At 35.9% G+C, this 25,839-nt stretch carries 25 protein-coding genes; 7 read left to right on the top strand and 18 right to left on the bottom strand.

Going from position 1 to position 25,839, the window contains the following annotated elements; translation table 11 throughout:
• Positions 1 to 6 precede the first annotated feature (6 nt).
• The 4 genes from sufC to CW752_RS04895 form a co-directional block, all read right to left on the bottom strand.
• Positions 7 to 750: a Fe-S cluster assembly ATPase SufC gene (gene sufC, locus CW752_RS04910; protein WP_101238644.1), complete on the bottom strand. Its 744-nt coding sequence runs from the start codon at positions 748 to 750 to the stop codon at positions 7 to 9.
• Between the two features lie 30 nt (positions 751 to 780).
• On the bottom strand, positions 781 to 1,191 hold the full coding sequence (gene uraH, locus CW752_RS04905) for a hydroxyisourate hydrolase (protein WP_101238643.1): 411 nt from the start codon (positions 1,189 to 1,191) through the stop codon (positions 781 to 783).
• 21 nt (positions 1,192 to 1,212) lie between these two features.
• Positions 1,213 to 2,661, bottom strand: coding sequence for a Fe-S cluster assembly protein SufB (sufB, locus tag CW752_RS04900; RefSeq protein WP_101238642.1), 1,449 nt, complete (start codon positions 2,659 to 2,661; stop codon positions 1,213 to 1,215).
• 84 nt (positions 2,662 to 2,745) lie between these two features.
• Positions 2,746 to 3,075: a HesB/IscA family protein gene (locus CW752_RS04895; RefSeq protein WP_101238641.1), complete on the bottom strand. Its 330-nt coding sequence runs from the start codon at positions 3,073 to 3,075 to the stop codon at positions 2,746 to 2,748.
• Between the two features lie 215 nt (positions 3,076 to 3,290).
• Here CW752_RS04895 and CW752_RS04890 point away from each other — a divergent pair, with 215 nt between their 5' ends.
• Entirely contained in the window at positions 3,291 to 4,220 is a 930-nt protein-coding gene (locus CW752_RS04890; RefSeq protein ID WP_101238640.1) for a GLPGLI family protein, read from the top strand.
• An 11-nt stretch (positions 4,221 to 4,231) separates the two neighbouring features.
• Positions 4,232 to 5,089: a GLPGLI family protein gene (locus CW752_RS04885; RefSeq protein ID WP_101238639.1), complete on the top strand. Its 858-nt coding sequence runs from the start codon at positions 4,232 to 4,234 to the stop codon at positions 5,087 to 5,089.
• A 126-nt stretch (positions 5,090 to 5,215) separates the two neighbouring features.
• Here the strand turns inward: CW752_RS04885 and CW752_RS16835 are convergent, their stop codons facing one another.
• On the bottom strand, positions 5,216 to 5,377 hold the full coding sequence (locus CW752_RS16835; RefSeq protein WP_185117574.1) for a bacteriocin-like protein: 162 nt from the start codon (positions 5,375 to 5,377) through the stop codon (positions 5,216 to 5,218).
• A gap of 229 nt (positions 5,378 to 5,606) precedes the next feature.
• The gene (locus CW752_RS04880; protein WP_101238638.1) at positions 5,607 to 6,467 is read right to left on the bottom strand and encodes a neutral zinc metallopeptidase; all 861 of its coding nucleotides are present in this window, start codon (positions 6,465 to 6,467) and stop codon (positions 5,607 to 5,609) included.
• A 57-nt stretch (positions 6,468 to 6,524) separates the two neighbouring features.
• Here CW752_RS04880 and CW752_RS04875 point away from each other — a divergent pair, with 57 nt between their 5' ends.
• From CW752_RS04875 to CW752_RS04865, 3 genes are read left to right on the top strand one after another with little or no spacing between them, the layout of a single operon-like run.
• Complete coding sequence (locus tag CW752_RS04875; protein ID WP_185117573.1) at positions 6,525 to 6,872, top strand: hypothetical protein; 348 nt, start codon at positions 6,525 to 6,527, stop codon at positions 6,870 to 6,872.
• A 2-nt stretch (positions 6,873 to 6,874) separates the two neighbouring features.
• A complete protein-coding gene (locus CW752_RS04870) occupies positions 6,875 to 7,204 on the top strand; it encodes a hypothetical protein (protein WP_101238636.1) in 330 nt (109 codons plus the stop codon).
• Between the two features lie 3 nt (positions 7,205 to 7,207).
• Complete coding sequence (locus CW752_RS04865) at positions 7,208 to 8,338, top strand: glutathionylspermidine synthase family protein (protein ID WP_185117572.1); 1,131 nt, start codon at positions 7,208 to 7,210, stop codon at positions 8,336 to 8,338.
• On the opposite strand, the gene CW752_RS04860 is transcribed toward CW752_RS04865, so the two are convergent.
• The 5 genes from CW752_RS04860 to CW752_RS04840 form a co-directional block, all read right to left on the bottom strand.
• Positions 8,328 to 10,406: an LTA synthase family protein gene (locus CW752_RS04860; protein WP_101238635.1), complete on the bottom strand. Its 2,079-nt coding sequence runs from the start codon at positions 10,404 to 10,406 to the stop codon at positions 8,328 to 8,330. The two genes, CW752_RS04865 and CW752_RS04860, sit on opposite strands and share 11 nt — an antisense overlap.
• 233 nt (positions 10,407 to 10,639) lie before the next feature.
• Positions 10,640 to 11,158 carry a 6,7-dimethyl-8-ribityllumazine synthase gene (gene ribH, locus CW752_RS04855; protein WP_101238634.1) on the bottom strand — a complete coding sequence of 173 codons (519 nt, stop codon included), beginning with the start codon at positions 11,156 to 11,158 and terminating at the stop codon, positions 10,640 to 10,642.
• A 3-nt stretch (positions 11,159 to 11,161) separates the two neighbouring features.
• Positions 11,162 to 11,869 (bottom strand): hypothetical protein, encoded by a 708-nt coding sequence (locus CW752_RS04850; RefSeq protein WP_101238633.1) that lies wholly within the window; start codon positions 11,867 to 11,869, stop codon positions 11,162 to 11,164.
• Between the two features lie 206 nt (positions 11,870 to 12,075).
• On the bottom strand, positions 12,076 to 12,612 hold the full coding sequence (locus tag CW752_RS04845) for an adenine phosphoribosyltransferase (RefSeq protein WP_101238632.1): 537 nt from the start codon (positions 12,610 to 12,612) through the stop codon (positions 12,076 to 12,078).
• The gene (locus CW752_RS04840) at positions 12,613 to 13,815 is read right to left on the bottom strand and encodes a hypothetical protein (RefSeq protein ID WP_101238631.1); all 1,203 of its coding nucleotides are present in this window, start codon (positions 13,813 to 13,815) and stop codon (positions 12,613 to 12,615) included. It abuts the gene before it with no gap.
• A 291-nt stretch (positions 13,816 to 14,106) separates the two neighbouring features.
• Here CW752_RS04840 and CW752_RS04835 point away from each other — a divergent pair, with 291 nt between their 5' ends.
• Entirely contained in the window at positions 14,107 to 15,183 is a 1,077-nt protein-coding gene (locus CW752_RS04835; protein ID WP_101238630.1) for a hypothetical protein, read from the top strand.
• A 174-nt stretch (positions 15,184 to 15,357) separates the two neighbouring features.
• Here the strand turns inward: CW752_RS04835 and CW752_RS04830 are convergent, their stop codons facing one another.
• Genes CW752_RS04830 through CW752_RS04805 form a run of 6 tightly spaced genes read right to left on the bottom strand, consistent with a single transcriptional unit; the run spans position 15,358 to position 23,764 of the window.
• A complete protein-coding gene (locus tag CW752_RS04830; RefSeq protein WP_101238629.1) occupies positions 15,358 to 16,689 on the bottom strand; it encodes a quinol:cytochrome C oxidoreductase in 1,332 nt (443 codons plus the stop codon).
• 8 nt (positions 16,690 to 16,697) lie between these two features.
• Positions 16,698 to 17,384, bottom strand: coding sequence for a c-type cytochrome (locus CW752_RS04825; protein ID WP_101238628.1), 687 nt, complete (start codon positions 17,382 to 17,384; stop codon positions 16,698 to 16,700).
• A 1-nt stretch (position 17,385) separates the two neighbouring features.
• Positions 17,386 to 17,907, bottom strand: coding sequence for a DUF3341 domain-containing protein (locus CW752_RS04820; protein WP_047098680.1), 522 nt, complete (start codon positions 17,905 to 17,907; stop codon positions 17,386 to 17,388).
• Positions 17,894 to 19,291 (bottom strand): NrfD/PsrC family molybdoenzyme membrane anchor subunit, encoded by a 1,398-nt coding sequence (nrfD, locus tag CW752_RS04815; RefSeq protein ID WP_101238627.1) that lies wholly within the window; start codon positions 19,289 to 19,291, stop codon positions 17,894 to 17,896. The genes CW752_RS04820 and nrfD overlap by 14 nt, the downstream gene beginning before the upstream one ends.
• Before the next feature lie 25 nt (positions 19,292 to 19,316).
• Complete coding sequence (locus tag CW752_RS04810; RefSeq protein ID WP_101238626.1) at positions 19,317 to 22,379, bottom strand: TAT-variant-translocated molybdopterin oxidoreductase; 3,063 nt, start codon at positions 22,377 to 22,379, stop codon at positions 19,317 to 19,319.
• A gap of 23 nt (positions 22,380 to 22,402) precedes the next feature.
• Positions 22,403 to 23,764: a c-type cytochrome gene (locus CW752_RS04805; RefSeq protein ID WP_101238625.1), complete on the bottom strand. Its 1,362-nt coding sequence runs from the start codon at positions 23,762 to 23,764 to the stop codon at positions 22,403 to 22,405.
• 184 nt (positions 23,765 to 23,948) lie between these two features.
• On the opposite strand from CW752_RS04805, the gene CW752_RS04800 reads away from it, so the two are divergent.
• A complete protein-coding gene (locus CW752_RS04800; RefSeq protein ID WP_101238624.1) occupies positions 23,949 to 24,506 on the top strand; it encodes an SPOR domain-containing protein in 558 nt (185 codons plus the stop codon).
• Between the two features lie 50 nt (positions 24,507 to 24,556).
• On the opposite strand, the gene CW752_RS04795 is transcribed toward CW752_RS04800, so the two are convergent.
• On the bottom strand, positions 24,557 to 25,834 hold the full coding sequence (locus tag CW752_RS04795; protein WP_228401619.1) for a DUF6080 domain-containing protein: 1,278 nt from the start codon (positions 25,832 to 25,834) through the stop codon (positions 24,557 to 24,559).
• Positions 25,835 to 25,839: the final 5 nt, after the last annotated feature.

The following is a 25,839-nucleotide window of genomic DNA, read 5'->3' as shown; positions in this document are numbered from 1 at the left end:
TTTCAATTAATTTAAAAGCCAGTCGTATCCTTTTTCTTCAAGTTCTAATGCTAAAGATTTATCACCTGTTTTGATGATTTTTCCGTTAGCTAAAACGTGAACAAAGTCCGGTTGAATATAGTTAAGCAACCTTTGATAGTGAGTAATCAAAAGAACTGCATTTCCTTCATTTTTAAAGTAATTTACCCCGTCTGCTACGATTCTTAATGCATCGATATCTAATCCGGAATCCGTTTCATCAAGAATAGCCAATTTAGGGTTAAGCATCATCATCTGGAAAATCTCATTTCTTTTCTTTTCACCTCCGGAGAATCCTTCATTTAGTGATCTTGAAAGGAAATCTTTTTTAATTCCTAATTTTTCAGATTTTTCACGGATTAATGCAAGCATTTCTTTTGCGGGCATTTCTTCCAATCCGTTTGCTTTTCTGGTTTCGTTTAAAGCAGCTTTGATGAAGTTCGTTACAGAAACTCCCGGAATTTCCACTGGATACTGGAAAGAAAGGAAGATCCCTTTATGAGCTCTATCTTCAGGAGCGTCCTCAATGATGTCTTCTCCTTCGAAAAGAATCTCTCCACCAGTCACTTCGTAATCTTCTTTTCCTGCGATTACAGAAGAAAGCGTGGATTTACCGGCTCCGTTCGGCCCCATGATCGCGTGAACTTCGCCCGGCTTTATTTCAAGATTAATACCTTTTAATATTTCTGCGCCGTCTTCAATTTTGGCGTGAAGGTCTTTAATTTGTAACATTCTTGCTAACTTTTTCTTTTTATAATTGTATTAACTTCCTCTGTATGTTGAATATCCATAAGGAGATAAAGTAATAGGAACATGATAATGTTCATTATCCTTAATCTGGAATATTACTTCAATAGACGGATAGAAGCTTTCTATATTTTTATGTTTGTAATAATCTTCTATGAAGAATACAAGCTTGTATTTTCCGTTGTTATTGGTCTTTTGATATGGTAAAAAGTCTGAAACCCTGCCATTATTATCAGTTTGTTTTTTACCTATAGAAATCCATTGTTGGGTTGTTTCATTAAATTTCTCCAGTTCTATAACTACATTTCCGGCAGGCTGTCCCTGCGAAATATCCAGAATGTGACTTGAAAGCTGAAAACCTTTCTTCTCCTGAGCTGAAAAATTTAAAAAAATGAATCCAAAAAATGCCAATAAAAACTTCTTCATAGCGATTCTCTCTTCAATTGATTATCCCACTGAACCCTCCAGTGAAATTTCCAATAGTTTTTGTGCTTCAATAGCAAACTCCATTGGAAGTTTATTTAAAACTTCTTTGCTGAAACCGTTTACAATTAAGGCAATTGCTCTTTCCGTATCGATACCTCTCTGGTTACAGTAGAAAATCTGATCTTCTCCGATTTTTGAAGTTGTAGCTTCGTGCTCTAGTTGTGCAGTAGGATCTTTAATTTCAATATAAGGGAAAGTGTGAGCTCCACACTCATTGCCCATCAATAAAGAGTCACACTGAGAGAAGTTTCTCGCTCCTTTTGCGGAAGGCATTACTTTTACCTGCCCTCTGTATGAGTTTTGAGATTTTCCTGCAGAGATCCCTTTAGAAATGATCGTTGACTTGGTGTTTTTTCCAATGTGGATCATTTTTGTTCCTGTATCTGCATATTGATGGTTATTGGTTACTGCGATAGAGTAGAACTCTCCAATAGAACCATCTCCTTTAAGGATGCAAGAAGGATATTTCCATGTTACTGCTGAACCGGTTTCAACCTGTGTCCAAGAAATTTTTGCGTTTCTTTCGCAAAGACCTCTTTTCGTTACAAAGTTAAATACCCCACCTTTTCCTTCTTCATTACCTGGGTACCAGTTTTGTACAGTGGAATATTTAATTTCAGCATTGTCTAGTGCAATAAGTTCCACTACCGCTGCGTGAAGCTGGTTTTCATCTCTTGATGGAGCTGTACAGCCTTCGAGATAAGAAACATAACTTCCTTCATCTGCAATGACAAGCGTTCTTTCAAACTGACCTGTTCCTGCCTGGTTGATACGGAAGTAGGTAGAAAGTTCCATTGGACATTTTACGCCTTTAGGAATATAACAGAAACTTCCGTCAGAGAATACTGCGGAATTCAATGCTGCGTAAAAGTTATCTCCTCTTGGAACTACTTTTCCAAGATATTTTCTTACTAAATCCGGGTGATTTTTGATGGCCTCAGAGATGGAACAGAATATAATCCCTTTTTCTGCTAATGTATCCTGGAAAGTTGTTTTCACAGAAACAGAGTCCATTACAATATCTACGGCAACTCCTGAAAGTCTTTTTTGCTCCTCGATATTAATCCCTAGCTTTTCGAAAGTTTTCAATAATTCCGGATCTACTTCATCAAGACTGGCCAATTCAGGCTTTACTTTTGGAGCAGCATAGTAACGGATAGCTTGAAAATCTGGTTTTTCATATTTGATGTTAGCCCAGGTAGGCTCCACCATTTTTTGCCAGATTTTGAAAGATTCCAAACGCCATTCAGTCATCCATTCAGGCTCTTCTTTTTTAGCAGAGATTGCACGGATGATATCCTCATTTAAACCAATCGGGAACTCTTCATAGTCAATTTTGGTTTCCCAACCGAATTCATATTTTTTATTTTCTAGATCGACTCTTAAATCGTCTTCAGTGTATTTACTCATTACTATTTTTTAGATTTCAGATTTTAGACTTCAGATTTCAGATGCTTTTCTGAGAGCTGATATCTAGTATCTTATGTCTTTTTTCTAAAGACTAAATGATTCTCCACATCCGCATGTTCTGGATGCATTCGGGTTGTTAAAAACAAACCCTTTTCCGTTCAATCCTCCTGAATATTCAAGAGTTGTTCCTGCTAAATAGAGGATGGATTTTTTATCTATAATAATTTTAATGTTATTATCTTCAAAAATCTGATCTGCGTCTGTTTTTTGGTTGTCAAACTTTAAAACATACTCTAAACCAGAGCATCCGCCGCTTTTCACCCCCACTCTTATATAATCTTCAGCAGGGTTAAAACCATCTTCCGTCATCAACTGGATGGCTTTTTCCTTTGCATGGTCTGATACTTTTATCATTGTATTTATTTAGAATGATTTAATGATGCAAAAATACGAACTAATTTCCGCAATCTCAAATCGAAGATATCTATTTTAATGATTCTGATATTAGTAGAGAATTCTAAAGGGAATATTTTATGTTAAAATTACATAAACTTTTGTTTATTAGCCGAAAGTCTCTCTTTTTGATTTTAACTTTAAATTATATTCTTGATCTATAAAGAAAAATAGCAATGAAACAAAAATTACTTGGATTCTTTGTGTTGTTTTTAATCGTATTAGCCCATGGGCAGACCATAAGATATGTTTATGACACTTCGGTAAATCCTGATTCTATTAATCTGGTGACGATGAAAAGTGAAAGAACTTTTCTGGATGTGAAAGGAGATCATTCTTTATTTATCAGTGAAAATAAATTGGTAAGGGATTCTCTCTTTGCGATTTTTAAATCGGAAGTGAAAGAAAATAATAAAAAAGAAGAAAAAGATTTTTCAAAATTGGAAGGGAAGAGACATCATGAACCTACTTTTTTTGAATATTTCATCACCAAAAATATTCCGGAACGTAAAGTGTACTATTATGATAGGGTAGCGGGGAAGCAAATTTATTACCAGGAAGACCGGCCTATAAGATGGGAAATAACCAATACTGTTGAGAAACAAAACGGATATCCCGCTCAAAAAGCAACCACAAGTTTGGGAGGGAGAACCTGGACAGCCTGGTTTACAAAAGATATTTCGGTTTCTGATGGACCTTATAAATTTTCAGGATTACCGGGGTTGATTGTGAAGCTGGAAGATGATAAAGGAGACTACAAATTTGATCTTGTCAAAAAAATAATGATTAAGAACTCTTTTGAGGAACCCATAAGTTCTGATGCAAAGCAAAGCACCAGAATTAATTTCCGTGGAGATAAGGCTGCTCTTGAGCTTGAGTTCAATAAAAACAGGAGTACAATGGCCACAAATAATGTTGGTGAAAATATGCATTCTGGCAGCGGAAGACATGGAGGAGGAATGAGGGGTGGTAATCATTCGGGAGGTGGTATGCATCGAGGAATGGGAGGTGAAGGGAATAATTTTCCGATGCAGGGACCTAATGGAGATACTCCTTCTTTTAAAAGCGGAGCAAGCCCAAATCAAAATCCAATTGAATTAAATTAAAGAAAATATAAATGAAAAAAATAGGTATTATTGCTTTAACACTCTTTATACAGCATGTTTCAGCACAAACGAACAGGTTTGTTTATCAGGTAACAATGAAACCTGATGCGGAAAATAAAACGGATATAAAGACAGAAAATGCATATTTGGATATTTCTCCGGAAAAATCTGTTTTTTATTCTGAAAACAGGATAAAAAGGGATTCCATTATGCAGAAAGCCTTTCAAGGTGGAGGAGGAAGAATAAGTATTAACAGGGATCAGATGGAAGGATTGAGAACGAATATCAATTATTCTGTTGAAAAAGATAAGGCCAATCAAAAGACTTATTTTAAAGACAGAATAGGAAGGGATATTTATTCTTATGAAGAAGACAGACCATTGAATTGGAAAATTTCTTCAGAAACAAGAAAGATAGGGGAATATAAAGTTCAAAAAGCAGAAACTGATTTTGCAGGAAGAAAATGGACAGCGTGGTTCACTACGGATCTTCCTTATCAGGATGGACCTTATAAGTTTGGAGGGCTTCCCGGTCTAATCGTAAAAGTTGAAGATGATAAAGGAGACTATTCCTTCGATTTAATGAAGAATTACAAAATTGCTGAATTTCCAACCCTGAATCAATTTGGGAATACGTTAAAAGTGAAAAGATCTGATTTTGTAAAACAACAGCAAAAGTTCAGAACAGATCCAATGTCATTTATGACTCAAGGAGGAGGACAAGGAGGTTTTTCTACAACCAGAATAGGCGGTGGAGGAAGAGGCCCTGGAGGAGGCGGAAATCAAAACCCTGCTGATATGAGGAAAAGAATGGAAGATCGAGTGAAAGAAGAAGCCAAAAAGAATTCTAATCCGATCGAATTGCAATAAAATACTTTATAGCTCAATTAATCAACCTATAAAAAAACCTTGAAGAAAACTCTTCAAGGTTTTTTTGTGTATAGTCTATTAAACCTAACAGGTTTACATACTCGGCCTCTTTTGTGATATTATTTATTATCCAAAATTTTTACACCACCAGTTACTAACTTCTTGCATCCACTCTGGTTTAGCCCCAGGTCTTCTATCTATGACATTACATCCACGATCCTCAGTCCATCGCATGCCTCCGTTAACTGTTTTCATTTCTCCTTTTGAAAGTTTTCTTAAATTTTTCATATTGTGTAATTTATTTATTTTTGCCTACTCTTTAGATTTTCGGCGAACTCTATTTATTTAACACCTTAAAGGAATTCCTTTATATAATGCTGATATTAGTTGGTCAATTTCTCGAAGTTAATAAATTTATTTTAATAATTGAATAATTGATTTTTTTGAACCTCTGATTTTCTCAAATGTTTAGAATATTAATTATGGCATTTGGAATTCACAATTATAAGATATTAAATTATTTTAAAAGTTGGTTGAAAGTATCACCTTGTCTGATGTCTCCGGTGTTGTATCCTTTCATAAACCATTCTTTACGCTGTGCAGATGATCCATGGGTAAAACTCTCCTGATTAACATATCCCTGTGCCCTTTTCTGGATATTATCATCTCCTACAGCTTGAGCCGCATCTATTGCAGACTCAATATCACCAGGTTCCAGGATATGTTTGCTGTCGTTTGTTCTTTTTGCCCAGACTCCGGCATAGAAATCAGCCTGTAACTCTGTCGCTACAGAAACTCTATTCATTTCTGCTTCCGAATATCTTCCACTTCTTCTTAATGCATCCACTTTTTGAGTGGTTCCTAAAAGAGTCTGCACATGATGTCCTACTTCGTGAGCCAGAACATAAGCGACTGTAAATTCAGTTACTTTAGCTCCAAATTTTTGCTGAAGTTCACCGAAAAAGCTCATATCCATATAAACCTTCTGATCGGCAGGACAATAGAATGGTCCCATTGCAGATTGAGCAGTACCGCAAGCTGATTGTGTTGTATTTTCAAAAAGAACAATCCCAGGCTTAGAATAAGTCATTCCGTTTTCTTTAAAGATCTGGTCCCAGGTAAGGATATTCCATCTGCCCATCATGTCAACCATTTCTCCTATCTGTTTTTCTTCTGCAGAAAGTTCTCTTCTCTCAGAATTTCCTGATGATTGTATACTTCCTGAGTTTAAAATACCGGAAGGATCACCTCCTAAAAAGAAAACAATTGCTGCTATAATTAAGGTTCCGAGTCCGCCACCAACGATCATGCCGCCTCCGCCGCTTCCGGAACCACGGCGGTCATCAACGTTTCCGCCTCTGTCGTCTGTCCATTTCATACTAATGTTTTTTTTGCATTGTAAATTTAAAATAATATCGTTACTAAATGATTATTTTTGCTAGAAATAACAACCAAAGTGAGAAAATTTAAATTTTACTTTTTATTGACGGGAGTATTAATGCTGACAGCATGTACAGAAAAAGAAGGTAACGAGGATGAAGTTAATAGTGTGGATAAAAATGCTTCTATTGAAACTGAACTTTCTGTAGAACACTTAGATTCTACAGATGTTCTTATTACCAAACATAAAGTCTGGAAAAAGAAGACTCTTGTAAAGGAATTAATAAAAAGGGATACGATTCCAAGTCTCGGAGATACTGTGAAAACCATAGAGGATGGGGAAGGCTACGTGAGAACCGATAAGACCAAAAAAGATTATGAATTTTATATAACAGTTCAATAGCCATGAAAAAATCAAGTTCTATAAAATTACTTTTTGTAACAGGTGTCCTTGCTGCCTGCTCTCAGGAAAAACCGAAATCGGAATGGAGTAATGAGAAAAAAGTATATATGAGATCGGATACTACGGCATCTTATACGAGGTCACATGGTTTTATGCCGGGGTATTTTTGGTATCATGCATTCCGTCCTTATGGTTATTATAGCAATGGTGTTTATCAAAAAGGGTATTATAGTGGGGCTATTAGTAGTAAATCGAATATAGGAAGAAGTACTTATAAAGGGAATGTAGTAAGAGGAGGATTAGGGAAAAGCGGTTTCAGAGCATCATCATAAATTATGGAAAGAATACAATCACAATTTCGAAAGAACTGGGAGCACAAACTTGAAAATCTGGGATTTGGATATCATTCTCTTGAAGGTCTTTATTGGGATGAAAGTCACTATTACCAGTTTTCCCTAAGTGAAATCAATATCATTGAAAGTGCTACAGCTGAATTATGGCAAATGTGTCTGGAAGCGGTGGATTATGTTATTGAGAATAATCTTTGGAGTAAATTCAATATTCCGGAATGGTTTAAAAATTATATTATTACGAGCTGGGAAGAAGATCATCCATCAATCTATGGGAGATTTGATTTTGGTTTTGATGGTAAGAATTTAAAACTACTAGAATTTAATGCAGATACTCCAACTTCACTTTATGAAGCATCTGTAATACAATGGTATTGGCTTAGAGAGATGTTTCCGGATAAAGATCAGTTTAATTCAATTCATGAAAAGCTGGTAGATTATTGGACATATCTGAAGAAATACATGAATCCGCATTATCTTTATTTTGCATCCCTTACCAATATAGAAGATGTAACCAATGTGGAATATATGCGTGATTGTGCTTCTCAGGCAGGTTTTGATACAGAGTTTATTCCTGTTCAGGATATTGGTTGGGCAGAAGAGATTGACGAATTTGTGGCAGGGGATCGATCTGTAATGGAATATATCTTTAAACTTTATCCCTATGAATGGATCCTTGCTGATGGATTTGGAGAAAAACTGGTGAAGAATGATTTCAGATCCCAGTGGATCGAGCCTGCCTGGAAAATATTGCTGTCTTCTAAGGCCATTTTACCTATTCTTTGGGAAATGTATCCTAATCACCCTTATTTGTTGGAGTCTTATTTCGAACCAAGACATTTGAAAGATTTTGCGAAAAAGCCTGTTTATTCCAGAGAAGGAGCGAATGTGGTTTTACACAAAAATAATATTCCGGTGGAACAGAATGGTGGAGATTATGATAAAGAAGGATTTATCTATCAGCAACTTTTTGAACTTCCTGGTTTTGAAGGAAACTACCCTGTTATTGGAAGTTGGGTGATAGGTCAGGAACCGGCGGGAATTGGGATCAGAGAAAGTGTTCATCTGATCACCAATAACGAAAGCCGTTTTATTCCTCACTTGATTAGCGATTAAGTTGTTTTGTTTTCAACCAATACGATGTTGATTGATAGGCTGAGACTGCGTCATCTACCAGTTTTTGTTCCGGATTTTTTAATAATTTCTCGTTGTAATAAAGCTTAAAATTCGGAGCAAGATCACTTTTTTCCAACTCTAAAGAATATTGTTTCACCTTTTTTACCGGGGAAATGATGGTTAAACGCCCATCTTTTACAAATCCAAGGTCCTGATAGGTCGCAATATATGCTTTAGGCTGGAATTCCTTTTTAAGAACATCCTGACCCAAGAATTTTGATTGATAGCTGAAATTCAGTAATCCGAAAAGGGTTGGCATTACATCAATCTGGGACATCAAAGTATCAAACTTTTGTGGTTGAATGAATCCTTCAGAAAAAATCATCGCCGGAATTCTGTATTTATCCATCGGAAGCTCAGTTTTTCCGGCACTAGAAGCACAGTGATCCGCAATAATCACAAAGACTGTATTTTTATACCAATCTTGTTTTTTAGCCATTTCAAAGAAGAGCTTAAGAGAGTAGTCTGTATATTTTACTCCTCCTTCACGAGATTTTGAAGTTCCGGGAATATCAATTCTTCCATCAGGATAAGTGAAAGGTCTGTGATTAGATACCGTCATCCAATGATTGAAAAAAGGCTTTCCGGATTTTGCCTCTGTATTCATTACCTGAATCGCTTTTCTTGCCATATCTTCATCAGCAACACCCCAAACATTGGCAAAAGTGATTTCTTCCGGTTTAAAATTGTTTCTGTCGACAATATCATATCCATTCCCCCCAAAGAAGTCCTGCATATTATCAAAGTAGCTATATCCGCCATATAAAAACTTAACATCATAGCCTTTAGATTTGAAAACATTTCCGGTTGTAAATTTATTTTTATTATCATTTCTTTTGATAATACTTTCTCCGGCGGTAGGAGGAATACAAAGTGTCAAGGCTTCCAATCCACGTACCGTTCTGTTTCCTGTAGCATACAGATTGGTAAACATCAACGATTTATCAGCCAGGCTGTCTAAGAAAGGAGTAATTTTTTGAGTATTTCCATAATGTTCCATAAAGTCTGCGGAAAGACTTTCAATAGAGATCAGAACTACATTTTTCTTTGTTTCCGGTTGTTCAGCAACAATGTTTCTTGATAATGTATGTTCAGGAAATTGGCTCAAGAAATTTTTATCTGCCTGTTGTTGATTAATCTGTGGATAGAATTGGAAATAATCCAGCTCATTATGGGTAAATGCCCAATAGAATTTAGGGATCCCGTTAGCCTCAATTTCATCCGCGAAAACATTATCTGATTTAATCTGCATTAATGATGGTATTGCGAGAGTACTCAATGCACAAAGTACCATAAATGTACCTAATAATACCATTTTCTGTTTAAAATCAGGAAGCTCTAAAAGCTCATCTTTTGTCTTTTTATAAATGAACCAGGTAATGGATAGGGTAACAATCATTATTGCCGAGAATAAAGGAATAACAGGGTAGCTTTCCATAATATTCCCAATCACTTCGTTGGTGTAAATCAGATAGTCTACAGCGATAAAGTTATAGCGAACCCCAAATTCATTATAAAAAAAGTATTCACTGACTCCATTGAAGATAATCAGAAGAACATACAAGAATAATGTAATGAAATATAAAACATTACGAATCTTAATTCTTTGAGTAGGAAGAAAAAGCATTAACCCAAAGAAAAGGGTCTTTATTCCGACAAACGCAAGAGCAATTTCTGTTACAGAGCCACCATATTGCTTAAAAATATTGTTGGGAATAAGCCATATATAAAGGAAAAATAAAACCAAGATGCCAAAAATAATATAGCCATAAGGTTTTTTATATTTCGAATTTGAAAGAAATAAGAAGTAGAGGGCAAGTATAGCACTGGCCAGGGTGAAGACAAAAATATCATTCACAAGACCCACTAGTAATACTTTTATGACTTCAAAAAATCCAAAACTAGCGGTAGTAATGGGGTGGAAAAAGAAGATTGTCCTTATTATCAAAGAAATAATAAGATAAAAAACTCCTAAATACAGGAACGGTTTTACTTTTTTTAAAAACATGTATTGACTGTCTATATTAGTTTTCACAAAGATAGTTTTTGTGTACAACTTTTAACGGAAAAAAATGAAAACATACCTTTTATTAGTAAGAATTTATGATCTTTTAAACTTAGACCAAGCTGTTATTTTCTCATCTGGAGTCTATAACATAAATGAATTTGTTGATTTGTAACTAAAAAATAGACTGTCTCAAAAATTGGGACAGCCTTTATATATTGTTAAATTGATCAGAATTAGGAGTGACCGAAGCCGATATGTCCTTTTTTGTCAGATAACTTCTTTTTGAAATCAATCATTCTTAGTGCTGTAACAGCAGCTTCCACACCTTTGTTTCCAAGGTCACCACCGCTTCTGGCAATAGATTGCTCTTTGGTATCATCTGTTAATACACAGAATATGGTAGGTGTATCGGTCATAATGTTACAATCTTTGATTCCTTGTGCTACTGCAGAACATACATAATCGAAATGAGGAGTCTCTCCACGAATGACACATCCGATAGAAATTACTGCATCAAATTTTCTTTCTTTGCAAAGCTGCATACTTGCATAGCTTAATTCAAAAGCACCTGGCACCGGGAAAAGTTTAATATTTTCAGGTTTTACACCTTCTTTTTCAAGAATTTCCAAAGCTGCATCACGAAGGTTGTAGGTTACAAAATCATTCCACTCAGAAAAAACAATGCCGATAGAAAAATCTTCGGCATTAGTTATATGAAGTGGCTTGTAATCGGAAAGATTAACTGTTGCCATTTTTTAATAATATTTAGTCATTTCAATATAAGAATCAGACATTCCGTTGTCATAATCCTGGTATTTCTCATCAATAGTAGAGAAATATTTTTTAGCTTCTGCATTTTTCTTTAATCCTAAAGCAACAATACCAGCTTTTCTTGTGAAGAAGTAAGTTGTATAGGGATCATCAGATGCAGTTGCTGCTTTATCTAATAAACTTAAAGCTTCGTCATTTTTGTTAAGACCTGATTTCGCATCTGCCATAGCTCCATATTTCATAGCCACCAACGTTTTGTTGTCAGATGAAAATTTGTCTAAAAGATCATAAGCTTCTTGGAATTTTCCCTCTTTGAATTTCAATAAACCGGCATTGTAAGCAGAAAGCTGACCAACGCTTGTTCCTGAATAATCATTAGCTGTACCAACGAAACCTGGGTTTGCAGCAGATTTTCCACCTAAAGCATCTTTATCTTTACCTTCTGCAAGGTTTTTTTGAGCAGCAAGGAAACTCTTCACAGCCTCAGTGTTCTTAGGAGCAACTACAAATTGCTTGTATGCAAAGAATCCTAAAACCCCTAAAATTAAAGCTCCAAATACTATACCTAGTGGTTTTGAATATTTTTCTACAAATCTCTCAGTGTTTAAGGCCTCTCTGTCAAGATCTTTGAAGAACTCAACTGTTTCTTTACCTTCTTGCTCATTTTGAGCATTCTTTCCCAATTTTGCCATAAGTTTTTAAAAATTGAAATGCAAATTTAATTGTTTCTTAGTGATTTACAAAATACTTTATTGGTATTATTCTGTAAATGTTGTGAAATTGTTGTTCTTTATCATAAAAACGCTTCGACTCTGTTCAGCGTGACATTTGTAAACCAATAACATTTATTGCCATTGTCATGCTGAGCAGAGTCGAAGCATATTGTTTATTCTGAATCTTAATATTCTAAAATATGGTAAACCTCTGCCCCAAACTTTTTCAGTTTTTCATCTCCATTAAGACCTTTTAAACCAATAAGGAAACTAAATTGAGAAACTGTAGCACCTTGTTTTTCTACCAATTTGGCTGCTGCTTCTGTAGTTCCGCCTGTTGCGAGAAGGTCATCATGAATGAGTATTCTTTGTCCTTTTTTAATCTGGCCTTCGCGGGTTTCAATGATGGCACTTCCATATTCCAGGTCATAGCTTTCTGAAATGATCGGGGGAGGAAGTTTCCCTGCTTTTCTTATCAGGATGAAAGGAACTTCTAAAGCCACAGCAATAGCGATCCCGAATAAATAACCACGGCTTTCTATTCCGCATACCGCATCTACTTTTCCTCTACTATTGGAAGCAAGATCTGCAATGACTTCCTCATAAAGCTTTGGATTTAAAAAGATAGGTGAAATATCTTTGAATTGTATCCCCGGAATCGGAAAATCAGGAATATTTTCAATTGTTTCTTCTAGTTTTTTTATCAGTTCTGATGAAGCCATTTATGGATTTATTTTATAGCTGGAAATTTTCCAGTCTCCGTTTACATTTTTAAGTCCGAAAGTAACCTTTAATGAAGTGGTCTTGCCGTTTTTATCCGTTACATCATAAGTTGCATTTACGCTTGCTCCATTAGCATTGGTTGCGCTTGTTGTGATGTTTTTTACGCTCACGTTTTTTACTGCTCCAAAACCGGAGTTAGGATTGGAGAAAGATTCATAACTTCCCCAACTTGGGTTATTGGATGCATCATATGCCGCTTTTAAATTTTGTGAACTTACACTATTTAAAAACTTACTTACTATATTTTTGGGATCTGCTGTCGGTTGCTTTGGTGCTGCAGGTGTTGCAGGAGCCGTTGTTCCCGGTTCTGTGGTTGTGGCAGGTGTTGTTGATGGAGTAGTGGGTTCTATTACGGCACTTGGTTGTTGCGTTACAGCAGTAGTGTCAGTTTTAGGAACTACAGGAACTTTAAGAGCTGCAGCATTCACATCAAGACCTATCTTTGACATTTTGAAAGTCTTTGCCGTGGTTTTTACCGAAACTGTAACGTCAATTTTGTTATCTACAACTTTAGCAGCAGGAATTGAAGCAAATTTTAAATTAAATCCTTTAAAGTTATTATCCTGCATCAGATTTTTAGCTGTATAAAGTCTTATTCCATTGCTGAAGACCTCTAAGGTAGCCTCCAAACCGGCACCTGTAAATGATACAGGGTTTCCAGCTGTATCTACAAGTCTTGGAACAATTTGGATGGCGGTAGGAGCACCACTTCCATCATCTCCGGTTGGTCTTGTAACCAAGCTTAATGCTCCGGCTTTTATATCATTCGGGTCACTTTCTTTAGCTTTATCATCACCGAAGATATTCATTTCTCCAAGTGAAGGAGGAGCTGTACTTGCCCATTCTATTCCATTTTTCTGTGCAACTTCATCGGCAAGAGACATTATTTCAGGAACTTTTTTCCCGTTGATCAGCTTTCCAAGAGCTTTTAGCTCATTAATATCACCATCAGCTTCTACGCCAAATGTTTTAAGGATATAAAGAGCCTCATTAAACTTAATCTGTTTAATGGTTGAGAGGCTGGAAGTCATATCATTGATACTTGACTGCAGCGTTTTAGTATTCGTAGCATCTACATGGTCCTTCTTACATGCTGTGAAAAGCAACAGACTGAAAACAAGTAGAAAAGAAAACTTTTTCATTTTTATTTGGTTTGTTGCAAATTTAATAAAACCTTTATTAATACTAGGTTTTTATTTTTTGTTTTGTCATTCTTTTAATTGACTCTCGGTAAATGATTGGAAATAGACTGTATCTTGAAGAATGATTCATCATTCTTTTAGCATTTCTGTTAATCAGTAATTACATTATTATCGTGACATTTTGGATTTAATTTCTGTGAACCATTTAATACCTTTTATGAAAATAATTTTATAACTGGTATAATATGAGGTTTCTAAAATAAAACATTAATTTTGTTTTAAACATACATTATGATCAAAAAAAAAATTGAGCAGGTCAACCGCTTGATAAAGGATGTACTTGCTTTTGAAAAAATTAAGAAAAATACTCCCGAGGATACTTCCAAAGCTGTTGTAGTCCATATAAACAATCATACGCTTTATCACCGTTTTTTTTATTTGCTTTTGAAGTTTTACAAGCTGGCAGGATATAATGTTTATTATCCAATGGATTTTGCCAAATTTCGAAATATACGGAACAAAGAAAGATATCTGAGCTTATTGGTAAGAGAGGAAAACTTTTTAATTGTTAATACAAAATATCAACCTGAAAATTATATTGAAATAACAGATGAAATGTTCAGTCCTGACTATTTTTCCAGTTATTTTGAAAATGAAAACAGAACTGATGATGTGTTTCATATTCCAATGAGTTTCCATCCTTTTATGTATCATTATGGAATTTGGAATTATGAAGTTGATCTGAACAAAAAAAGATGTAATTCAATTTTTTGCTATGGTAATTTTGATGCACAAGCTTATCTTGATATTAAGAGGACAGAATTCTCTGTAATTCCAAGAACAGAGCTTCTTAGTTATTTTAAAAATCAACAGAACTTTATTTCCTTATCAGGAAAGTTGGAGTTGTTTGAAAAAATAAAAGAGGGCAGTATGGAAAGAAAGTATGCATTTGCCATTAAAGAACATTTTGCCTTGCCCATGGAGGATGTGAGAGAGACATTATCTTATTTTAACTTTTACCTTTGCTGTCCCGGAGTGGTGATGCCTTTATGTCATAACGTAATTGAAGCGATGTCTGTAGGAACCATTCCGTTGATTCAGAAAGAATATGCAGAGGTCATGTATCCGAATTTGGTTAATAAGGTTAATGCCATCATTTTTGACGATATTGGAAATTTGGATTCTATTTTAAATGAGGTATTTGATATATCGGAAACCGAGATATTGAAGATGAGAAAAAATGTTTTACAATATTTTCAAGACAACCTTACTCCGGACAGCGTTGTTGAGCATATCAATGAAAGTATTAAAAATAAGAAACTAATTTATTTACAGGCGGAACATAGAAGTGTTAAATTTATTCGATAATATGTTTCATGTTTATTATTATATCTAATTCTTAAAAAGTATAAACTTAAAGAATATAAGAAAATCCGGAAAAGATATTCCGGATTCTTTATGATTTAGAACTAAAATCTTGTAAGTAAGATCATAAAAAAAGGACCGATCAATAATCGGTCCTTTTTATTTTTATATAAGTCCTTAGAAAGGATATTCATAAATTTCAGATTCGTGTAAGAATGGGTTTCCTGTAGGAATCAACTTCAGTTTTGATAAAGCTGAAAGTACAGTAAACATAAATAATCCAGCTACGAATAAAAGAGCTCCTAAGATTAATAAGAATACTTCAGGAGTGTTCCAGTATGGTCCTACCGTTCCTGGCATTACCATGTTGAAGTAATCTAAGATGTGTCCTAAGATAACTACTACTGCCATAGTTGTCACTACTTTGTAGTTTCTCTTAATGCTGCTACTTACTAATACCAATAATGGTAATAAGAAGTTGATGATCAACATTGGTAAGAAAGTAGGAGAGTAGTGCTGGAATCTTCCAAAGAAGTAGTTAACCTCTTCCGGAACGTTGGCATACCAGTACAGCATGAACTGAGCAAACCATGTATACGTCCAAAGCATACTTGTAGCGAAAAGGAAAACTCCTAAATCGTGTAAGTGGTTGTCATTGAACTGTGGTAAGAAACCATTCTTCTTAAGATAAACACTTAATAAAATGATTACAGCAATACCACTTGATAGGCAGCTAACCATTGAATACCAGATATACATTGTAGAATACCAGTGAGGGTCAATAGACATCAACCAGTCCCAAGCCCAAGCAGCAGAAGCAAATCCAAAGAATACAATATATCCAACTGCCCATCTGTAAAGCATTTGATATTCAACTTTAGATTTCGTATCATCTACTTTTTTAGATTGAGCTTTCAGTTTCCATGCAAAGAAAGAAGCACCTACTACATAAATGATCGTTCTGATAGCATAGAAAGGTATGTTTAAGAATCTTTTCTTTTCGAATAAAATTACATCAAAGTGAGCAGATTCAGGGTTTGTCAATTCTGGGTCCATCCAATGGAATAAATGACCATTATGAGTGATGTTTAAGATCATTAAGATAACCAAGATTGCACCACCATAAGGAATATAAGAAGCAATAGCTTCCATTACTCTTGTAATGATAATTGGCCAACCAGCGTGGGCAGCGTGCTGAATACAGTAAAAAAACAATACAGCACAACTCACTCCAAAGAAAAAGACAGCTACAAAGTGTAACGATGCCAAAGGCTGATTGTGAACCTGAAGTTCAGCATGCTCTAAATGAGCAGCGTGATCCTGTGGTCCAACCATTTCACTTGAGTGTGTAGGAGCAGTATGACCTGAAGCATGAACAGCTTCCATCATTTGTTCTATTTTCTCAGTAGAAAGTCCTTTATTCATAAAGAAACCAATACCAAACAGAACTAAACCTACAACAAGAAGTATTATAGAAGTTGATTTTAATTTTGGTGAAAAACTATACATTTCTTTTCTTATTTTTTAGTTTCGGTAGTTGTTTCAGTTGTTGCTGGTGCCGCCGCTGTAGCTGCTGCCGGTGCTGCTCCCTTTTTGAAAGCACTCATCACATACATTGCTACTCTCCATCTGTCTCCTGCGTTCAATTGTCCCGCATAAGATCCCATGGCATTTCTACCGTTAGTTAATACATAATGAACAGATCCTACAGTAATTTCTCTGTCTGCATAGTTTGGAACTCCAGAAAATGCACCAGATTGTACGATTGGTCCTTGTCCATCACCTCCTGTTCCGTGGCAAGCAGCACAAGTGTGGTCAAACAATACCTTTCCTCTTTCAAGATCTTTAGCTGCATTAGCTGGGTTCAGAGGAGAAGCTGTCAGTTTTTTAGAAGCATCATACCCTGCGTTGTACTCGTCAACATTTTTAGGTAATAAACTTTCTTCAAAAACTCCATCTTTATTTTGAGCAACTGATCCTTCTACTGGAGAAAGACCTGTTGCACCATTATTTTTTACAAAAGCCGGGATCTCATTTTCATGATCTGAATACGCATCCTGAGCTTTCATCAATGGATCATAAGCTACCGGAAAATACATGTCCGGGAAATATACCAAAGGTGTATTTTCCTTTGGTCCGCAAGAGTTAAGTAAAACTGTTGTTAAACCTAAAACTGCTGTAATTCTTAATACATTCTTTTTCATTTTAAGCGTCTTTAACAGTTATTTCTTCAACTCCAGTTTCAATTAGCAACTGTTTTACAGATTCTACATCTTCAGTTACGAATTCCATCATGAATTTATCATCAGTAGTTCTTGGATCCGGATTCTGAGCTGGCGCCCCTGGATACATTTTGTTTCTAACTAAGAAAGTTAAAGACATCATGTGAGCTGCACAGAATACCATTAATTCGAACATTGGAACTACGAATGCAGGCATGTTGTGTCCCCAGTCGAAAGCCGGTTTACCACCGATGTTCTGAGGCCAGTCGTGGTTCATTACATACCAGGTTAAAGTAGCACCGATAGTAACTCCATAACAAGCGTAGATGAAAGCGGCATCAGAAATTCTGGTTTTCTTTAATCCTAAAGCTTTATCTAGTCCGTGAACCGGAAACGGAGTATAAACCTCGTTTATTTTGATTCCTTTATCGTTGAATGCTTTAACGCCGTTCATTAAATCGTCGTCGTCAGCATAAAGTCCGTATACAATTTTAGTGGTGCTCATCTCCTTCTTTTGCTTTATAAGTTTCACCTGAGATTTTCAAAATCGATTTTAATTCTGCCTGTGCAATTACAGGGAATGTTCTTGCATATAATAAGAATAATACAGAGAAGAATCCGATTGTTCCTAAGTATACACCCACATCAATGATCGTTGGCTTAAACATTGTCCATGATCCTGGTAAGTAGTCTCTTGAAAGGTTGATAACGATGATATCAAAACGCTCAAACCACATACCGATGTTGATAATCAATGCAACGATGAATGTCCAGATAATGTTTGTTCTTAGTCTCTTGAACCAGAATGAAGCCGGAATAACAAGGTTACAGATGATTAGTGACCAGAAAGCCCACCAATAAGGACCCACTGCAGCACCTGGAGAAAGATAAGTAAAGTCTTCAAATCTAGATCCAGAATACCATCCGATGAAATATTCAGTAGCATAAGCTACAGTTACCATACCACCTGTTAAAACGATTACGATGTTCATAATTTCAATATGATACATTGTAATATATTCTTCTAAGTGACACACTTTTCTAGCTACCAACAATAATGTTTGTACCATTGCAAATCCTGAGAAGATCGCACCAGCAACGAAGTAAGGAGGGTAGATCGTTGAGTGCCATCCTTTAATTACTGAAGTCGCGAAGTCAAAAGATACGGTAGTGTGTACTGAGAATACAAGTGGAGTTGCCAAACCTGCAAGAACCAAAGAAAGTTCTTCGAATCTTTGCCAGTGTTTTGCCTTACCACCCCAACCGAATGCAAGGAAAGTATAAATCTTTTTTGTCCAAGGAGTTTTAGCTCTATCTCTGATCATTGCAAAGTCAGGGATCAATCCCATGAACCAGAATACAGTTGATACTGAGAAATACGTAGAGATCGCAAATACGTCCCAAAGTAGAGGAGAGTTGAAGTTCCCCCAAAGAGAACCGAATTGGTTTGGTAAAGGGAATACCCAGTATCCAACCCAAACTCTACCCATGTGAATTACAGGGAAGATTGCCGCCTGTACAACCGCAAAGATCGTCATCGCCTCTGCAGATCTGTTTACAGACATTCTCCATCTCTGTCTAAATAATAATAATACTGCTGAGATTAGGGTCCCGGCGTGACCGATACCTACCCACCATACGAAGTTGGTAATATCCCAACCCCAGTTAATAGTTCTGTTAAGCCCCCATGCTCCAATACCTGTTCCGATAGTGTAAGCGATACAGCCGAATCCATAGAGGAATAGAACTAGTGCAGCATATAATGAAATCCACCATAATTTACCTGCTCTTTCTTCGATAGGTCGTGCAATATCTTCTGTGATATCGTGATAAGTTTTGTGACCAATAATTAGAGGTTCCCTTATCGGAGCTTCGTAATGTCCTGACATTTTTTACCTATTTATTATTTAAACTTTATTTTTCTACTCTGTTTCTTACTTTAGTGTGATAGAACACGTTTGGTTTTGTTCCGATCTCCTCTAGTAAATAATATCTTCTGTTAGAGGCATATACCTTTCTAATTTCAGAATCTTTATCATTCATGTCTCCAAATGTCATTGCACCAGTAGAACAAGCTTTAGAACAAGCAGTTTGGAATTCTCCATCCTTCACTTTTCTGCCTTCTTTCTTAGCCTCAAGAATTGTATTCTGAGTCATTTGGATACACATTGAACATTTCTCCATTACCCCTCTAGTTCTTACAACTACATCCGGGTTAAGTACCATTCTTCCTAAATCATTGTTCATGTTGAAGTCGAACTTGTCATTTAGGTTATAAGTAAACCAGTTGAAACGTCTTACTTTGTACGGACAGTTGTTTGCACAATATCTTGTACCGATACATCTATTGTAAGCCATATGGTTTTGACCTTGCTTACCGTGTGAAGTAGCCGCTACCGGACATACTGTTTCACATGGAGCGTGGTTACAGTGCTGACACATTACCGGTTGGAAGATTACATCCGGATTATCAGCAGGATGGTTCAATGCACCTCCTTCTTTGTTGAATGCAGTACCGTATAATTCTGGTACAGCCATTCCGTCTTTTAATCCTTCATATACCTCAACCTTTTGTCTTGAAGAGTAGTAACGGTCAATTCTTAACCAATACATATCTCTAGACATTCTTACTTCCGCTTTACCTACAACAGGAACGTTGTTTTCAGCCTGACAAGCAATGATACATGCTCCACAACCTGTACAAGAGTTCAAGTCGATTGATAAGTTGAAGTGAGGTCCATCTGTATCATCGAATGCGTCCCAAAGGTCAATTTTTCTTGCTGGAAGAGCTCCACTGATGGTGTGGTATTCCAAAGGCTTATTCCATCCTTTGTGCTCATCATCGAATGGTACGTTGATGAATTCAGCTAAAGGAACTTCCTTAGCGATTTCGTAACGACCCATTAATGTATTTTGAAGCTGGATACCTGCAAATTCGTGATCTTCTCCTGTTTTCTCGATTTTAACACCGGAAAGAACAAGGTTAGAACCATCGAATAAAGGATAAGCATTTACCCCTGTATCAGCAGTTGCTCCTGAGTTTTTCTTACCATATCCAAGCGCAAGACCTACTGATCCTTCTGCCTGACCTGGCTGTACGAATACAGGAACGTCTTTTATTGTAACTCCGTTTACCGTAAGGTTTACGATAGAACCATCTAACTGCATTCTCGCGTTAAGATCGTTATCGATAGCAAACTTTTCTGCGTCTTTCGGAGAAATTGTCAGGTAGTTATCCCAAGACATTCTGGTGATTGGGTCAGGTAATTCTTGTAACCAAGGGTTGTTTGCCTGAGTACCATCTCCCATTGAAGTCTTAGTGTATAATACTAATTCTAATTCAGAAGCTTTAAAGTTTCCTAATTCAGCAACAGCCTGAGCAGCATTTCCACCTGCATAAGATAATGTTGTTGAGTTAGTAGAAGCATTGATACCGTTATATAATGCTTTGTTGAAAGAAGTACCACCTAAAAGAGAAGCAGCGCTTGCCTTTAAATAATCGTAGTAGTTATTAGCAGCATTGTTTTTACCATTTTTCCAAACCAATAGAGATTCTTCAATCTGTCTTGATTTGTAGATCTTTTGGATTGTAGGCTGCATTAATGAATATACTCCGGTCTGTGGTTCGATATCTCCCCAAGACTCTAACCAGTTCGCCACTGGAATAACAGCCTTAGCTGCTTTGTACATTTCATTTTTCTTATCAGCAACAGCAATTACATAAGGAACTTTAGATAAAGACTTTTTGAAGTCTTCTCCTTTTGGATGAGCATAGATAGGATCTACGTTGTTTGTAACTAATACTCCAACTTGTCCACCGTTTACCCATCCTAGGAATTCCTGGTATCTTGCACCGTTGAATTCTTTTAGGAAGTTCGCTTTACCTGTGAAAGCTACTGAACCTAATTTTTGGTTGATTAAGTGTGCTAAAACCTGTGCTCCTTTAGAACCATCAGCGAAAACAACAGCTTTGCTTCCTTTTGCTTTCAATTCGTTAGCAATTTCAGTAGCAGTCTTATCAGAAGTACCACCCCCTACGATTGCGTTGTAAACTTCAACTAATGTTTTGTTTACTGCACTTGGCTTTAATCTGTATCTTGAGTCAGCGTTAGCACCAGTTAAAGACATATTAGATTCCACTTGGATGTGTCTCAACATGTTTGCTCCTGGTTTTCTAGCTGCTGCGTAAGATGATTCTAAGCTTGAAGCATTATAATCTCCCAAGAAATCAGCCTGGAAAGAAACTACCAATTCAGAACCTTTAAGGTCATAAACAGGTAATGCTCTTTGTCCGAATACTTCCTGAGCAGCATCTAATCCTGCAGCATAAGGGAAAGCATCGAAAGTTACTAATTCAGCTGTAGGATATTTAGCTTTGAATTCAGCAAATAATTTTTTGAAAGTTGGTGAAGCAAAAGAGTGTGATAAAACCACAATCTTTTTGCCTGACGCTTTAGCTTCTTCCAAACCTTTGATAACGAAACTGTCTACTTTATCGAAAGTTTCATCTTTACCGTCTAGTTTAGGCTGCTTTACTTTATCGTTATCATAAAGAGAAAGTACACTTGCCTGAGCTCTTGCGTTAGTTTTACCTAAATCACCACCAGCCGGGTTTGGTTCAATCTTGATTGGTCTACCTTCTCTAGTTTTTACTAAAACACTAGCAAAGTCGAACCCATCAAAATATGTTGAAGCGTAATAGTTAGGGATTCCCGGAATAATATCATGCGGTTTTACCACATAAGGAATCGTTTTGATTACCGGAGCTTCGCAGGCAGCTAAAGTAACTGCTGCAGTAGAGAATCCTAATAATTTAAGGAAATCTCTTCTTGAAGTACTAGATCCGTTTTTCTCAGCATCTCCAAGGAAATCTTCTACCGGAATTTCTTCCTGAAACTCTTTCTGAGCCAGCTTATTATTTAAAGCCGGATCTTTAAGTTCATGAATACTTCTGAATTGTATTTTGTTTGAAGCCATTTATACTTCTAATTTTTTAGTTATTAATAATGACATTTACCACACTCAAGACCTCCAATTGCAGCTACAGTGATCTTACCTCCATCTTGAGGATATTGTTTTTTCAACTTGTCATGTAGATTTTTGAAGTACTCTTTATTATAACCGTTGTTCATATCAACCTCAGTAGTTCTGTGGCACTCGATACACCATCCCATAGTGAAGTCATTAGCCATTTGAACAACATTCATTGTATCAATTTTTCCGTGACAAGCTTTACATACAACATCAATTTTGTTGTTAGGATTCTTTTTGTTGAAAGAATTGATGATCGCTTGTTCACCAGCAATTACGTGTTGAGAGTGATTGAAGTAAACGAAGTCCGGCATGTTGTGGATTCTTGTCCATTCAACCGGTTGTGTTTTTCCTGTGTACTGTTGTTTCGCAGGATCCCAACCTGTTGCTGCGTAGATCTTCTGGATTTCTCCATCATAGAATGCCTTATCTTTTCCTGGCTCCATGTAGTGATCTGCATTGTATTCAGAAATTGTTCTGTGACAGTTCATACAAACATTCATAGAAGGAATTTCAGATACTTTTCCGTATTTAGCACTAGAGTGACATAATTGACAGTCAATCTTTTGTTCTCCAGCATGGATTTTGTGAGAGAAGTAGATAGGTTGTTCCGGCTTGTACCCTTTGTAAACCCCGATCCACATTAACCAGTTCCATACTCCGTATGCAGCCAGAATAGCAAGAATTGCTAATAAACCTTTACCAATGAAGTGGAACTTCTCGTACATTTCCTTGAACGAACGAACTCTTGTTTCATTAAGGCCCGCTAATTCTTCAGACTGACCCAGTGTTACCAATTGTCTTAGTTTAACCAAGATCCATACTAGTAAACCTGCGATCGCTAAAAGTGAAATGATTACAATGTTTGTAGTGGTTTTGTCTGCCGGTGCAGCAGTTGCTCCCGCTGTAGCAGTTGCTTTGTCATCTGCCTTTGGTGGCTCAGGAGCCGGAGGATTAGTAGTGAAAGCTAAAATGTCGTCAATATCCTTATCTGTAAGATTCGGAAACTGTAACATCTCAGTCTTATTAAACTTTTCAAAAATCTCATTGGCGTATTTGTCCCCAGAAGCCCTTAAAGCTTTATTGTCTTTGATCCACTTGTGAAGCCAATCTTTGTCTACACCACCTTCTGTCTTTACACGTTCTACAACCCCCTTTAATGGTGGGCCAATCACCTGTTTGTCCAGCGCGTGACATGCAGTACAATTCGCTTTGAAAAGTTTCTCTCCGTTTTTAGGATCGCCGTCTTGCCCGTAAAATGAAGCACTGGTTGATAGCAATAAACCTATTGCGATCAACGTTTTTTTATAATGCTTTCTCCAACTAATCATTTAAATTATCTTATGTTAGTAAATTATTGAACATTCAATCAATTCCGCAAAAATAATATTTTTAACAGAAATTTAACGGCATATCGAAAAGGGAAAATATCATTTACGTTTAATTTGTATTGATTCTAAATAACCTGTTTGGTATAGTTTTTTAATTTGTATAAATTTGCCAAAACAAGTTTAAATGAGAAATTTGATCAAAATATTTTCGATATTATCATTATTTGGTTTTTATAATATTGAAGCACAGCAGGTTGTTAAAAAAGACACGCTTTCGGGAACAGAGCTTGTAATGACTATGGATTCAAAAATCAGTACAGCTTTGGAAGGTATTGAAGGGAAATGTTCCAGAGTTGTTACCAATAATTCTTCCAGAGATTATGGTAATATTGATAGCAATATTTCTACAGGAGGTGTTACAAAACCTACAAAAATCTATGTGCCGAATAGAGAATTAACCAATGCCGAAATTTGTAAGAAAAACCCGAGAATTTTAGGGTATAAAATTCAGATTACAACGGTAAAAAGTAATGAAGAGGCGAATGAGGTGAAGTCTTATTTCAGAAAAAGATTCCCTAATTTGAAAGTAGAAACAGATGCTTCTTTAAGACCAAATTATAAAATTTTAGCAGGAAGTTACTTTACAAAACAGAGTGCTGCAGCTGATGTTTCAAAAATAAGAGAGTATTTTAAATCTGCAGTTGCAGTACAGTACAGAATTTTCTGTGCAGAAGCGAAATAAAGATCAATTTTAAAATATAATAGAAAAGCTGAGAAATTTCTCAGCTTTTTTTATTGATAGTAAGTTTCCAAAAACCAGAAAAATTCTGACATTCTATACCAATTGTTTCCTAATAGATATACTAATAAAATGCCAACGATTACTGTTAAAAATGATATTGTTTTGGGTGATAATCTATAGGCGTAGAATAGCCAACCAATGAGTAAAGGGTATACAAAAATAAAATGCCCGCCATAAATGTACGACGTATGAAGGCCAAACCTCATTACACAATGAATGATAATATCAATGAAAAATGAAATCATGATAATCTGGACCCATTTATTTTTAAAGTTTTTGTAATAACTCCAGCTTATCAGGATCAATATAACGGCTACGGAAATATATGAGAAAGTTGATGAATACAAATCCATATAAAGACCTTTAAAATTAAAACCTTTCATATTGTGCTTATCGCTTATGATAAAGCTTGGGAATAAAATATTGCCCCCGAAAAAGAAAGAAAGAATCATATCCCATGTTGGCATGGATTCTACATTCGAGAATTTTTCATATTGTTGATTTGTTTTAGAAAAGATCGTTTGGTATTTAAAATCAATTCTGTTCAGGTAAAGCAAAATATAACATATTGTTGCAATGAGGACTCTTAGAATTGCATTTCCAAATTTTTTCCAATTTCTAAAAAGATTTTTTTCAAAAAGAAGGGGAATAAAAACCTTCACATAATTAGTAATCGTTAATCCACCAATAGTAATACCGGCAAGAGATAATGCTAACGCAGGTGTTTTTTCTTCTTTTTTTAATTTTATTGCTGCATAATGGTTGTATAAACTAAGAAGAAATAAACTATAGGTAAAGTTTTCCGGCGTAAATGATAGAATGATATTCGTTGAAAAAATACCAAAGAATAATACAATTAAAAAGTTTATGGCTAGAGGAAGTCTTATGATGTTTTTTAAATATTTAAAGATTTGCAAAACATTCAACGTAATAATAATATTGCTGAGCCAGGCTAATGTCAATCTGAAATTAACATCCATCTTTCCTCCTGAAATAAATAATGAGAACTCTCGTACCCAGTTAAAGAAATAATAGGATAGGGGGTGTCTTTCAAAACTTCCACCCGTCATAAGAATGGATTTATTATCAAAGCTGAAATAAGCATCCCAGGGAATTCTGCTATCGAAAATTATTCTATAATGTATGGCAATGTAAGATCCCAAAATTCCGTAGCAAGTAAGGAAAAATATAAAAACGGCCAGCTCAATATATGTTGAAGGAAAAACCAGTCTTAAAAAATTGATGAATTTTGTTTTGATAAAAGACACGTGTC

It is taken from the genome of Chryseobacterium sp. PMSZPI (genome assembly GCF_002835665.1).
GTDB lineage: Bacteria > Bacteroidota > Bacteroidia > Flavobacteriales > Weeksellaceae > Chryseobacterium.
Note: the sequence above shows the minus strand (reverse complement) of the source record. Positions and strands in the feature narration are given on the sequence as shown.